Source organism: Polaribacter septentrionalilitoris (assembly GCF_009832745.1).
GTDB lineage: Bacteria > Bacteroidota > Bacteroidia > Flavobacteriales > Flavobacteriaceae > Polaribacter > Polaribacter septentrionalilitoris.
Genome location: NZ_VRMJ01000041.1, coordinates 338,161 through 350,241 on the forward strand (window position 1 = coordinate 338,161; position 12,081 = coordinate 350,241).

Below are 12,081 nucleotides of genomic sequence, written 5' to 3' on the forward strand. Positions count from 1 at the left end.
AGAGCCTAATGAACAGTATGTATTTTACTGAAGAGCACGAGATTTTCCGTGCAAGTTTCAAAGAATTTTTACAGAAAGAAGTAGTACCACACATCAATAAGTGGGAAAAAGATGGTGAAATAGAACGTTTTATCTGGAAAAAATTTGGAGAAATGGGATATTTCGGTTTGTCTACTCCAGAAGAATATGGAGGGATGGATTTAGATTTGTTTTATACAGTTATCTTCTTAGAAGAAATGCAAAAAATCAATTCTGGCGGATTTGCAGCTGCAATGTGGGCACATGAATATCTAGCGATGACACACTTGAACAAAGAAGGAAATCATCAGCAAAAAGAAAAATATTTGACACCAAGTGTTGAGGGAGACATGATTGGTTGTTTGTGTATCACAGAACCTTTTGGTGGAAGTGATGTTGCAGGAATGCGTTCAACAGCAGTAAAACAAGGAGACAAATATGTTTTAAACGGATCAAAAACATTTATTACAAATGGAGTGTATTCAGACTATTTAATAGTTGCTGCAAAAACAGATCCTTCAGATAAATATAAAGGTATTAGTATTTTTATAGTTGATAGAGCATCAAGAGGAATTTCAGCAACAAAATTAGACAAGTTGGGTTGGAAAGCTTCAGATACAGGTGAAATTGCTTTTGATAACGTAGAAATTCCAGCTGAAAACTTGCTTGGTGAAGAAGGAAAAGGGTTTCCGTATATTATGCAGCATTTTGCTTTAGAACGTTTGTTAATGGGGGTAAATGCACATGCAAGGGCTGAATATGCAGTAGAATATGCCTTAGAATATATAAAAGAACGTGTTGCATTTGGTAAATCTTTAGATAACTTTCAAGTATTAAGACATAAAATAGCAGAAATGGCGAGTAGAGTAGACATGTGTAGAGAATACAATTACTCCATTACAAAACGTCTAGATAATGGGCAATATGTAGTAAAAGAAGCAAGTATGTCTAAGTTATTATCAACAAAAATGGCTGATGAGGTTATTTATGATGCGCTTCAACTTTTAGGAGGTTATGGTTATATGGAAGAGTATCCAATGGCTCGTTTATTAAGAGATAGCAGACTGGGTCCAATTGGTGGTGGTACTTCTGAAATCTTGAAAGAGATTATCGCAAAAATGGTAATTGATAAGAAGGAGTACAAGCCAGCTACATAGTTTTTCTAAATTATCTTTTTGCGAAAATAATTCTAATATTATCGCAAAAATGGTAATTGATAAGAAGGAGTACAAGCCAGCTACATAGTTTTTCTAAATTATCTTTTTGCGAAAATAATTCTAAGATTATCGCAAAAATGGTAATTTATGGTCAAAGTTTATGTTAATGAGGTAATTTTCATTTTTCCTATCAACTATCAACTATCAACTATCAACTATCAACTAACAACTAAGTATTTGGGCGTTCCCTAAAGGTCGGGCTTTACGTTTTATCTTTTTTATCATTCTTCAAAAAAAGGATGTCACTCCAATCCCTAACGCAAAAAGCAACTCAATAAAAGAAATTGCAAAATAAAATTGTAATTCATAATTAATAATTATCTTTGCAGTCCAAAATTTAGAAACCAACAGTTTAACTGTTTTAAAATATTAAAGATACGTATGAAGGGAGGTGCCAACTTATGTTAATTATACCTGTAAAAGAAGGAGAGAATATAGATAGAGCTTTAAAACGTTACAAACGAAAGTTTGACAGAACAAAGACTATGAAGAACTTACGTAACAGAAAAAACTTTACAAAGCCATCTGTTGCTAAAAGAGCTCAAAGAATTAAAGCGTCTTACGTTCAAAGATTAAGAACACAAGAAGAAGTAGGGTAGTGAAATCCAATTTTTAAAATTGCTTAGCAATCTTAAAAATTGACAGTTAAACTAATTCTGATGAAAATCAGAATCTATTTCTTAAAATTATAAAACTCGTATTGAATTTTCAATACGAGTTTTTTTATGTATTTTTTTGTAGTTTTACTAACATCGAACTTCGAACAACAAACAACGAACAACCGTGATAAAATCCTTTTTAGAATATTTATCCTTAGAAAAAAAATATTCAATTCATACAGTTACTGCTTATAAAAACGATTTAATTTCATTTAGAGATTTTTTAGTAACTGAACATGATCAAGAAAATTTACTAGAAGTACATTACAATCAAATTAGAGGTTGGATTGTATCTTTAGTAGATTTACAACTATCAAATCGTACTATAAATAGAAAAGTAAGTTCTTTAAAATCGTTCTATAAATTTCTGCAAAAAACACATCAGATTCAAGTAAATCCACTTTCAAAACATAAAGCGTTAAAAGTTGAAAAGAAAATACAAGTACCCTTTAATGCTTTAGAAATTAATCAAGTTATCTATAATACCACTCAAAATAATCACGATTTTGTGTCAGTTAGAAATAAGTTAATTGTCGAATTGTTTTACTCAACAGGAATTAGAAGAGCTGAACTAATAGGTATAAAAGAACAGGATATAAGTCTGCCTGATAAAACAATTAAAGTGCTGGGAAAAAGAAATAAAGAGCGTTATGTGCCTTTATTAAAATCTGTTGTTAAGACATTGAATAATTATTTAGATTTAAAACAAGAGTATTCAAAAGGTAAAAATGAGTTGTTCATAACTGAAAAAGGAAATAAAATATATGAAACTCTTGTTTACAGAATTATTAATTCATACTTTAGTGAAGTCTCTACAAAAGAGAAAAAAAGTCCTCATATTTTAAGACATTCTTTTGCAACACATCTCTTAAATGAAGGGGCTGATATAAATTCGGTTAAAGAATTGTTAGGGCATTCTTCTTTAGCTTCAACTCAAGTCTATACCAATAGTAGTTTAGATGCGATTAAAAAAGTGTATAACCAAGCTCACCCTAAGAGCAATAAAAAAAAGTAACGTATGAAAGTATTCACGCAATCAGTAAACTTTAATGCAGACAAAGAATTAGTAGAATATTCAGAAAATAAAGTTTCATCATTAACTAAATTTCATGATAAAATTGTTGATGCTGAGGTTTTCTTAAAAGTGCAAAACACAAGTGATAAAGAAAATAAGATAACAGAAGTGAAAATTAACATACCAGGAAGCGAGTTAATTGTAAAAAGACAAACAAAAACCTTTGAGGAAGGGCTTAATTCTGCAGTAGATAATTTAAAAAGACAGCTAAAAAGATCTAAAGAAAAACATCGAGATTCTTTAATCTCGTAAAAAACTTAAAAAAATAATAATAAAAAGTTTTAGAAATAAAAAAAACTTTATACATTTGCAATCCGTTAGAAATAGCGGGTTGTTTTTTTGTGATAATTTTCGCAACAAAAGCCGATGTAGCTCAGCTGGCTAGAGCAGCTGATTTGTAATCAGCAGGTCGTGGGTTCGAGTCCCTCCATCGGCTCAAAAAACATAAGTTCATAGATATAGTAAATTAGAGGGGAGATACTCAAGCGGTCAACGAGGACGGACTGTAACTCCGTTGGTTACACCTTCGCAGGTTCGAATCCTGCTCTCCCCACAATTTACATTTTGCGAAAGTAGCTCAGTTGGTAGAGCGTCAGCCTTCCAAGCTGAATGTCGCCGGTTCGAACCCGGTCTTTCGCTCAGAGTATTCCAATCAAGCCGGTGTAGCTCAGTTGGTAGAGCGCATCCTTGGTAGGGATGAGGTCATGGGTTCAAATCCCATCATTGGCTCATTAAAAAGTATTATTAGACACTAAATATATTTAAACTAAGAATTAAAATTAATAATTATGGCAAAAGGAACTTTTGACCGTTCGAAACCACACTTAAACATTGGTACTATCGGACACGTAGATCACGGTAAAACAACTTTAACTGCGGCTATTACTAAAGTATTAGCTGATGCAGGTTTCTCTGAAGCTAGATCTTTTGATCAGATTGATAATGCACCAGAAGAAAAAGAAAGAGGTATTACAATTAACACTTCTCACGTAGAATATCAAACAGCAAATCGTCACTATGCACACGTTGACTGTCCAGGTCACGCCGATTATGTGAAGAACATGGTAACAGGTGCTGCTCAGATGGATGGTGCTATATTGGTTGTTGCTGCAACAGATGGTCCAATGCCTCAAACTAGAGAGCATATCTTATTAGGTCGTCAAGTAGGTATTCCTCGTATCGTTGTTTTCTTAAACAAAGTTGATATGGTAGATGATGAGGAGCTTTTAGAATTAGTAGATATGGAGGTTAGAGAATTATTATCTTTCTATGATTACGATGGAGATAATGGTCCTGTAGTTTCGGGTTCTGCTTTAGGAGCTTTAAACGGAGAGCAAAAGTGGGTTGATAGTGTGTTAGAGTTAATGGAAGCTTGTGATTCATGGATTGAAGAGCCTTTAAGAGAAGTAGATAAAGATTTCTTAATGCCAATTGAAGATGTGTTTTCTATTACTGGTCGTGGTACTGTTGCTACTGGTCGTATAGAAACTGGTATCGCTAACACTGGTGATGCTGTAGATATTATTGGTATGGGGGCTGAAAAATTAGCATCTACAATTACTGGTATCGAGATGTTCCGTCAAATCTTAGATAGAGGTGAAGCTGGAGATAATGCTGGTATCTTATTAAGAGGTATTGAGAAAACTCAAATCAAAAGAGGTATGGTAATCTGTAAGCCAGGTTCTGTAACTCCACATGCTAAGTTTAAAGCTGAGGTTTATGTTCTTAAAAAAGAAGAAGGTGGACGTCATACTCCATTCCATAACAACTATCGTCCTCAGTTCTATGTAAGAACTACCGATGTAACAGGTACTATTAATTTACCTGATGGAGTTGAAATGGTAATGCCAGGAGATAACTTAACAATTACTGTTGATTTAATTCAACCAATCGCATTAAACTTAGGTTTACGTTTTGCAATCCGTGAAGGTGGTAGAACAGTTGGTGCAGGTCAGGTAACTGAATTATTAGACTAATATTTTATTAGTTTATTGATTAATAAATTCTAAGGGTGTTCCGTTTTTAACGGAACGCCTTTATCAATGAATAAGAACGGGTTTAGCTCAGTTGGTAGAGCACTGGTCTCCAAAACCAGTTGTCGGGAGTTCGAGCCTCTCAACCCGTGCAAAACAAAATAAGTAAGATGAACTTTATACAATATATCAAAGATTCTTTTGACGAATTAAATAATCACATGACGTGGATATCTAAAGAAGATGCTCAAAAAACAACTGTAACTGTAGCTGTTTTTACAATTTTATTCGCATTAGCAGTTGCTGGTATAGACTATGTTTTTCAAACTGGGTTAGATAACTTTTTCAAATTATTTTAAGAAATAAATTATGGCTGATTCAGTAATGAAATGGTATGTTGTAAGAGCCATTGGAGGACAAGAAAATAAAGTTAAATCTTATATAGAAACTGAGATTTCTAGAGTAGGGTTATCTGATTATGTTAGTCAGGTAATTGTTCCAACAGAAAAAGTTGTTCAAATTAGAAACGGTAAAAAAGTTAACAGAGAAAGAGTTTATTTTCCTGGCTATATAATGGTAGAGGCTAATCTTTCTGGAGAAGTTCCTCACGTTATTAAGGCAATTACAGGTGTTATTGGTTTTTTAGGAGAAACAAAAGGAGGAGATCCTGTACCTATGCGTAAATCTGAAGTAAACAGAATGTTAGGTAAAGTTGATGAATTGTCAATTCAAGAAGAAAACATTGCAATACCTTTTAATGTTGGCGAAACTGTAAAGGTTGTAGACGGTCCTTTTAATGGATTTGACGGAACTATCGAAAAAGTAAATGAAGAAAAGCGTAAGCTTGAAGTAATGGTGAAAATCTTTGGAAGAAAAACACCATTAGAGTTAAGTTATATGCAAGTAGAAAAAATATAATTGTTACACAAATATATATCGATTTGTTTTTGAGCTTCCAAATCTAAAACAAATCATTAAACATTTTTAAAATGGCAAAAGAAGTTAGTAAAGTAGTTAAATTACAAGTAAGGGGAGGCGCAGCGAATCCATCGCCGCCGGTTGGACCCGCTTTAGGAGCTGCTGGTGTTAACATTATGGAGTTTTGTAAACAGTTCAATGCAAGAACGCAAGATAAGCAAGGTAAAGTTTTACCTGTGGTTATTACTGTTTTCAAAGACAAATCATTCGATTTTGTTGTAAAAACTCCTCCTGCAGCAGTACAGTTACTAGAAGCGGCCAAAATCAAAAAAGGTTCAGGAGAACCAAACAGAAAGAAAGTAGCATCAGTTACTTGGGATCAAATTAAAGTTATTGCAGAAGATAAAATGGCAGATTTAAATGCTTTTGAAGTTGCTTCAGCAATGCGTATGATTGCAGGTACAGCACGTTCTATGGGATTAACAGTAAAAGGTGATGCACCAGCATAAACTTTATAAAAAGTAGTAAAATGGCAAAATTAACAAAAAAGCAAAAAGAAGCTTACGCTAAGGTTGATAAAACGCAATCTTATGATTTAGCAGCTGCTTCAGCGCTAGTCAAAGACATTACTAATGTAAAGTTTGATGCATCAGTAGATTTAGCAATTCGTTTAGGAGTAGATCCACGTAAAGCTAATCAAATGGTTAGAGGTGTAGTAACATTACCTCACGGAACTGGTAAAGATGTAAAAGTTTTAGCATTAGTAACTCCAGATAAAGAAGCAGATGCTACAGCAGCAGGTGCAGATTATGTTGGATTAGATGAGTACCTTCAAAAAATTAAAGGAGGATGGACAGATGTAGACGTAATCATTACAATGCCAAGTGTAATGGGTAAATTAGGTCCTTTAGGAAGAATTTTAGGTCCTAGAGGTTTAATGCCAAACCCAAAAACTGGTACAGTAACAATGGATGTTTCTAAAGCTGTACAGGATGTAAAAGCAGGGAAAATCGACTTTAAAGTTGATAAAACTGGTATCGTTCATGCTGCAATTGGAAAAGTATCTTTTGATGCTAAGAAGATTGAAGAAAATGCAAACGAATTAATTCAAACAATTCTTAAACTGAAACCTACAACAGCGAAAGGAACGTATGTAAAAAGCGTTTTTATGTCTAGCACGATGAGTCCTAGTATTCCTGTTGAAGTTAAAACTGTTTAATACGTTAAAACTTATAATTATGACTAGAGAAGAGAAATCACAAGTAATACAAGATTTAACAGCAGTATTAGCAGACACAAACACTTTATATTTAGCAGATATTTCTGGATTAGATGCACAAACAACATCTAATTTACGTAGAGCTTGTTTTAAGGCAGGTGTTCAGTTATCAGTTGTTAAAAATACTTTGCTTGAGAAAGCAATGGAAGCTTCAGATAAAGATTTTGGAGACTTAACATCAGTATTAAAAGGTAATACTTCTATGATGATTGCTGAGGCAGCAAATGCACCAGCAAAACTAATCAAAGAGTTCAGAAAGAAATCTAAAGATAGACCATTATTAAAAGGGGCTTTTGCAGAAGAGTCTATTTATATTGGTGATGATCAATTAGATGCTTTAGTAGATATTAAATCTAGAGAAGAACTTATTGGAGAAATCATCGGATTATTACAATCACCAGCTAAGAATGTTGTTTCAGCATTACAATCAGGTGGACAAACACTTTCAGGTATTATCAAAACATTATCTGAAAAATAATTACGCGCACAAATAAACTATAATAAACAAAATTTTTAAAAACAATTAAAATGGCAGATTTAAAAGATTTCGCAGAACAATTAGTTAACTTAACAGTAAAAGAAGTTAACGAATTAGCTACTATCTTAAAAGACGAATATGGTATTGAGCCAGCAGCAGCAGCAGTTGCAGTAGCAGGTCCAGCAGCAGGAGGAGACGATGCAGCTGAAGAGCAAACAGAATTCGATGTAATCTTAAAAGCAGCAGGAGGTTCTAAATTAGCAGTAGTTAAATTAGTAAAAGAATTAACTGGTTTAGGATTAAAAGAAGCTAAAGGTATCGTTGATAGCGCACCAGCAGCAGTAAAAGAAGCAGTTTCTAAAGATGAGGCAGAAGGTCTTAAAAAATCTTTAGAAGAAGCAGGAGCTGAGGTAGAGCTTAAGTAAGCTATTACTTCTCGATTTTCGAACAAGGATATCGAAATCGAGATAACAAATTTAGGTTTAGGTACTAAAAACTGCGGTTTTTAGGCCTAAACCATTTTGTGTATATATTCGTTCTTTATTTTAATTCAAGATTTTAATCAAAAAAATATTCTCTTTTGGCAACGAAAAACACTACTGAAAGAATCAACTTCGCAACTTCTCAAATGATTAAAGAGTATCCAGATTTTTTGGATATTCAGGTAAAATCTTTTCAAGATTTTTTCCAACTTCAAACTAAAGCAGAAGAAAGAGGCGAAGAAGGTTTGTACAAAACCTTCATGGATAACTTTCCAATTACAGATACAAGAAATCAATTCGTATTAGAATTTTTAGACTACTTCGTAGATCCACCAAGATATTCTATTCAAGAATGTATCGAAAGAGGGCTTACACACAGTGTGCCGTTAAAAGCACGTTTAAAATTATACTGTACAGACCCAGAACACGAAGATTTCGAAACCATTGTACAAGATGTTTATCTAGGTACAATTCCTTATATGACAAACTCTGGTACCTTTGTAATTAATGGTGCAGAGCGTGTGGTAGTTTCTCAGTTACACAGATCACCAGGTGTATTCTTTGGACAATCTTTCCACGCAAATGGTACTAAATTATATTCAGCAAGAGTAATTCCTTTTAAAGGATCTTGGATAGAATTTGCTACAGATATCAATCAAGTAATGTACGCTTATATTGATAGAAAGAAAAAATTACCAGTAACAACATTATTCAGAGCCATAGGTTTTGAAAGAGATAAAGATATTTTAGAGATTTTTGATCTTGCAGAAGAAATAAAAGTTTCTAAAGCTGGATTAAAGAAAGTATTAGGTCGCAAATTAGCTGCCAGAGTTTTAAAAACTTGGCATGAAGATTTTGTAGATGAAGATACTGGAGAGGTTGTATCTATTGAAAGAAATGAAATTATTTTTGATCGTGATACAATTTTAGAAAAAGAACATATTGATGAAATTATAGATGCAGGTGCTAAAACCGTTTTACTTCATAAAGAAGATAACGACATGGCAGATTATGCTATTATTCATAATACACTTCAAAAAGATCCTACAAACTCAGAGAAAGAAGCTGTAGAACATATTTATAGACAATTACGTAATGCAGAACCGCCAGATGAGGAAACTGCAAGAGGTATTATAGATAAGTTATTTTTCTCAGAGCAACGTTATAATTTAGGTGAAGTTGGTCGTTTTAGAATGAACACTAAACTTCAGTTAGATGTTGATATGGACCAAAAAGTATTAACAAAACTAGATATTATTACAATTATCAAGTTTTTAATACAGTTAATCAATTCTAAAGCAGAAGTTGATGATATTGATCACTTATCAAACAGACGTGTAAGAACTGTAGGTGAGCAATTAGCAAGTCAGTTTGGTGTTGGTTTAGCACGTATGGCTAGAACCATTCGTGAGCGTATGAATGTGCGTGATAACGAAGTATTTACACCAATAGATTTAATTAATGCAAAAACATTATCATCTGTAATAAACTCATTCTTTGGTACAAACCAGTTATCTCAGTTTATGGATCAAACAAATCCATTAGCAGAGATTACACACAAGCGTAGATTATCTGCACTTGGACCTGGAGGTTTATCAAGAGAAAGAGCAGGTTTCGAGGTTCGTGACGTTCACTATACACATTATGGTCGTTTATGTCCTATTGAAACTCCTGAGGGACCAAACATTGGTTTAATCTCTTCACTTTCTGTATTTGCAAAAGTGAACAACTTAGGGTTTATTGAAACTCCATATAGAAAAGTAAATGACGGTGTTGTAGCCCCAGAAGAGCCTATTTATTTAAGTGCTGAAGAAGAAGAAGGTATGAAAATTGCCCAATCTAATTTAGAATTAAATGAAGATGGAAGTTTTGTTACAGATAGAGTAATTGCTCGTGAAGAAGGTGATTTCCCTGTGGTAACTCCACAAGATATTCAATATATGGATGTTGCACCAAATCAAATTGCTTCAATTTCGGCATCTTTGATTCCGTTTTTAGAGCATGATGATGCAAACCGTGCATTGATGGGATCTAACATGATGCGTCAAGCAGTTCCATTATTACGTCCAGAATCACCAATTGTTGGTACAGGTTTAGAACGTAGAGTTGCAAAAGATTCTAGAATCTTAATAAACGCAGAAGGAGCAGGAGTTGTAACATATGTAGATGCTAACAAAATAACCATTAAGTATGATAGAACTGATGAAGAAAGGCTTGTAAGTTTTGATTCTGATGAAGTTTCTTACAACTTAATTAAGTTTAGAAAAACAAATCAAGGTACATCAATTAACCTAAAACCTATTGTAGAAAAAGGAGATAGAGTTTCTGAAGGACAAGTACTTTGTGAAGGTTATGCAACGCAAAAAGGAGAATTAGCGCTAGGTAGAAATATGAAAGTAGCCTTTATGCCTTGGAAAGGGTATAACTTTGAGGATGCAATTGTAATTTCAGAAAGAGTTGTTCGTGAAGATATATTTACATCTATTCACATTGATGAGTATTCTTTAGACGTAAGAGATACAAAATTAGGAACTGAAGAGTTGACTAATGATATCCCTAACGTATCTGAAGAAGCTACCAAAGATTTAGATGAAAATGGAATGATTAGAATTGGAGCAGAAGTAAATCCTGGTGATATCTTAATTGGTAAGATTACACCAAAAGGAGAATCTGATCCAACTCCAGAAGAAAAATTATTACGTGCTATTTTTGGTGATAAAGCAGGTGATGTAAAAGATGCATCATTAAAAGCTTCTCCATCATTAAGAGGTGTAGTAATTGATAAAAAATTATTTAAAAGAGCTGTAAAAGATAAGAATAAGAGGTTAAGAGATAAAGAAGCAGTTGCTGCTTTAGAACAATCTTTTGTTTCTAAGTTCGAAGGATTAAAAGATGAATTAATTGAAAAATTATTCACTTTAATAAGTGGAAAAACTTCTCAAGGTGTATTTAACGATTTAGGTGAAGAAGTATTACCAAAAGGTAAAAAATATACACTAAAAATGTTAAACTCTGTTGATGATTATGTGCATTTAACAGGTTCTTGGACTACAGATAGCGACTTAAACAAATTAGTTGGTGAGTTAGTTCATAATTATAAGATTAAAGTAAACGATTTACAAGGTTCTTTACGTCGTCAAAAGTTTACTATTTCTGTAGGTGATGAATTACCAGCAGGAATTTTAAAACTAGCTAAAATCTACATTGCTAAAAAACGTAAGTTAAAAGTAGGAGATAAAATGGCGGGTCGTCACGGAAACAAAGGTATTGTTGCACGTATTGTAAGAGCTGAAGATATGCCTTTCTTAGAAGACGGAACTCCAGTAGATATCGTATTAAATCCGTTAGGTGTACCATCTCGTATGAATATTGGTCAGATTTATGAAACTGTTCTTGGATGGGCAGGTCAAAAGTTAGACAAAAAATATGCAACACCAATTTTTGATGGAGCGTCTTTAGACGAAATCAACAAATATACAGATGATGCAGGTGTACCAAGATTTGGACACACTTATTTATATGATGGAGGAACAGGAAAACGTTTTGATCAACCTGCAACAGTTGGGGTAATTTATATGATTAAATTAGGACACATGATTGAAGATAAAATGCACGCGCGTTCTATTGGTCCTTATTCATTAATTACACAACAACCATTAGGTGGTAAAGCACAGTTTGGTGGTCAGCGTTTTGGAGAGATGGAAGTTTGGGCACTTGAAGCATATGGGGCATCAAGTATCTTAAGAGAAATCTTAACTGTAAAATCTGATGATGTAATGGGTAGAGCAAAAACATACGAAAGTATCGTTAAAGGTGAAGCTATGCCAGAACCAGGTTTACCAGAATCATTTAACGTATTAATGCACGAACTGAAAGGTTTAGGATTAGACGTTAGATTAGAAGAATAAATTTTAATAGTTGGTAGTTGTTAGTTCTTGGTTATTGGTTTCAAACCTTTAATTAGAATTTGAGAGTCAAAACT

General features: G+C 33.4%; 12 protein-coding genes and 5 tRNA genes. All 17 read left to right on the forward strand.

The window, feature by feature from the left end:
• Window positions 1–8: 8 nt before the first annotated feature.
• The 17 genes from FP421_RS11690 to rpoB all read left to right on the forward strand — a co-directional run bounded on the left by FP421_RS11690 (window position 9) and on the right by rpoB (window position 12,007).
• Complete coding sequence (locus FP421_RS11690) at window positions 9–1,175, forward strand: acyl-CoA dehydrogenase family protein (RefSeq protein WP_159950833.1); 1,167 nt, start codon at window positions 9–11, stop codon at window positions 1,173–1,175.
• Between the two features lie 461 nt (window positions 1,176–1,636).
• Window positions 1,637–1,834: a 30S ribosomal protein S21 gene (gene rpsU, locus FP421_RS11695; RefSeq protein ID WP_015480739.1), complete on the forward strand. Its 198-nt coding sequence runs from the start codon at window positions 1,637–1,639 to the stop codon at window positions 1,832–1,834.
• Window positions 1,835–2,018: 184 nt separating this feature from the next.
• Window positions 2,019–2,909, forward strand: a complete 891-nt coding sequence (locus FP421_RS11700; RefSeq protein ID WP_159950835.1) for a tyrosine-type recombinase/integrase — start codon at window positions 2,019–2,021, stop codon at window positions 2,907–2,909.
• Window positions 2,910–2,912: 3 nt separating this feature from the next.
• A complete protein-coding gene (gene hpf, locus FP421_RS11705) occupies window positions 2,913–3,221 on the forward strand; it encodes a ribosome hibernation-promoting factor, HPF/YfiA family (RefSeq protein ID WP_159950837.1) in 309 nt (102 codons plus the stop codon).
• A gap of 110 nt (window positions 3,222–3,331) precedes the next feature.
• Window positions 3,332–3,405, forward strand: a tRNA-Thr gene (locus FP421_RS11710).
• A gap of 35 nt (window positions 3,406–3,440) precedes the next feature.
• Window positions 3,441–3,522 (forward strand) — tRNA-Tyr (locus FP421_RS11715).
• 13 nt (window positions 3,523–3,535) lie between these two features.
• Window positions 3,536–3,608 (forward strand) — tRNA-Gly (locus FP421_RS11720).
• Between the two features lie 17 nt (window positions 3,609–3,625).
• Window positions 3,626–3,698 (forward strand) — tRNA-Thr (locus tag FP421_RS11725).
• A gap of 59 nt (window positions 3,699–3,757) precedes the next feature.
• Window positions 3,758–4,945, forward strand: a complete 1,188-nt coding sequence (gene tuf, locus FP421_RS11730) for an elongation factor Tu (protein ID WP_159950839.1) — start codon at window positions 3,758–3,760, stop codon at window positions 4,943–4,945.
• A 76-nt stretch (window positions 4,946–5,021) separates the two neighbouring features.
• Window positions 5,022–5,094, forward strand: a tRNA-Trp gene (locus FP421_RS11735).
• An 18-nt stretch (window positions 5,095–5,112) separates the two neighbouring features.
• Entirely contained in the window at window positions 5,113–5,301 is a 189-nt protein-coding gene (gene secE / locus FP421_RS11740) for a preprotein translocase subunit SecE (RefSeq protein WP_114425156.1), read from the forward strand.
• A gap of 10 nt (window positions 5,302–5,311) precedes the next feature.
• The gene (nusG, locus tag FP421_RS11745; protein ID WP_159950841.1) at window positions 5,312–5,860 is read left to right on the forward strand and encodes a transcription termination/antitermination protein NusG; all 549 of its coding nucleotides are present in this window, start codon (window positions 5,312–5,314) and stop codon (window positions 5,858–5,860) included.
• Between the two features lie 71 nt (window positions 5,861–5,931).
• On the forward strand, window positions 5,932–6,369 hold the full coding sequence (rplK, locus tag FP421_RS11750) for a 50S ribosomal protein L11 (RefSeq protein WP_159950843.1): 438 nt from the start codon (window positions 5,932–5,934) through the stop codon (window positions 6,367–6,369).
• Between the two features lie 20 nt (window positions 6,370–6,389).
• On the forward strand, window positions 6,390–7,079 hold the full coding sequence (gene rplA, locus FP421_RS11755) for a 50S ribosomal protein L1 (RefSeq protein ID WP_159950845.1): 690 nt from the start codon (window positions 6,390–6,392) through the stop codon (window positions 7,077–7,079).
• A 19-nt stretch (window positions 7,080–7,098) separates the two neighbouring features.
• Window positions 7,099–7,617 carry a 50S ribosomal protein L10 gene (rplJ, locus tag FP421_RS11760; RefSeq protein WP_159950847.1) on the forward strand — a complete coding sequence of 173 codons (519 nt, stop codon included), beginning with the start codon at window positions 7,099–7,101 and terminating at the stop codon, window positions 7,615–7,617.
• Window positions 7,618–7,667: 50 nt separating this feature from the next.
• A complete protein-coding gene (gene rplL / locus FP421_RS11765; protein ID WP_159950849.1) occupies window positions 7,668–8,042 on the forward strand; it encodes a 50S ribosomal protein L7/L12 in 375 nt (124 codons plus the stop codon).
• Between the two features lie 155 nt (window positions 8,043–8,197).
• A complete protein-coding gene (gene rpoB / locus FP421_RS11770; protein WP_159950851.1) occupies window positions 8,198–12,007 on the forward strand; it encodes a DNA-directed RNA polymerase subunit beta in 3,810 nt (1,269 codons plus the stop codon).
• Window positions 12,008–12,081: the final 74 nt, after the last annotated feature.

What these genes read in the sequence shown, in the direction of transcription:
- FP421_RS11690 (WP_159950833.1), top strand. Translation starts at nt 9, where the DNA reads ATGAACAGTATGTATTTTACTGAAGAGCACGAGATTTTCCGTGCAAGT.
- rpsU (WP_015480739.1), top strand. Translation starts at nt 1,637, where the DNA reads ATGTTAATTATACCTGTAAAAGAAGGAGAGAATATAGATAGAGCTTTA.
- hpf (WP_159950837.1), top strand. Translation starts at nt 2,913, where the DNA reads ATGAAAGTATTCACGCAATCAGTAAACTTTAATGCAGACAAAGAATTA.
- tuf (WP_159950839.1), top strand. Translation starts at nt 3,758, where the DNA reads ATGGCAAAAGGAACTTTTGACCGTTCGAAACCACACTTAAACATTGGT.
- secE (WP_114425156.1), top strand. Translation starts at nt 5,113, where the DNA reads ATGAACTTTATACAATATATCAAAGATTCTTTTGACGAATTAAATAAT.
- nusG (WP_159950841.1), top strand. Translation starts at nt 5,312, where the DNA reads ATGGCTGATTCAGTAATGAAATGGTATGTTGTAAGAGCCATTGGAGGA.
- rplK (WP_159950843.1), top strand. Translation starts at nt 5,932, where the DNA reads ATGGCAAAAGAAGTTAGTAAAGTAGTTAAATTACAAGTAAGGGGAGGC.
- rplA (WP_159950845.1), top strand. Translation starts at nt 6,390, where the DNA reads ATGGCAAAATTAACAAAAAAGCAAAAAGAAGCTTACGCTAAGGTTGAT.
- rplJ (WP_159950847.1), top strand. Translation starts at nt 7,099, where the DNA reads ATGACTAGAGAAGAGAAATCACAAGTAATACAAGATTTAACAGCAGTA.
- rplL (WP_159950849.1), top strand. Translation starts at nt 7,668, where the DNA reads ATGGCAGATTTAAAAGATTTCGCAGAACAATTAGTTAACTTAACAGTA.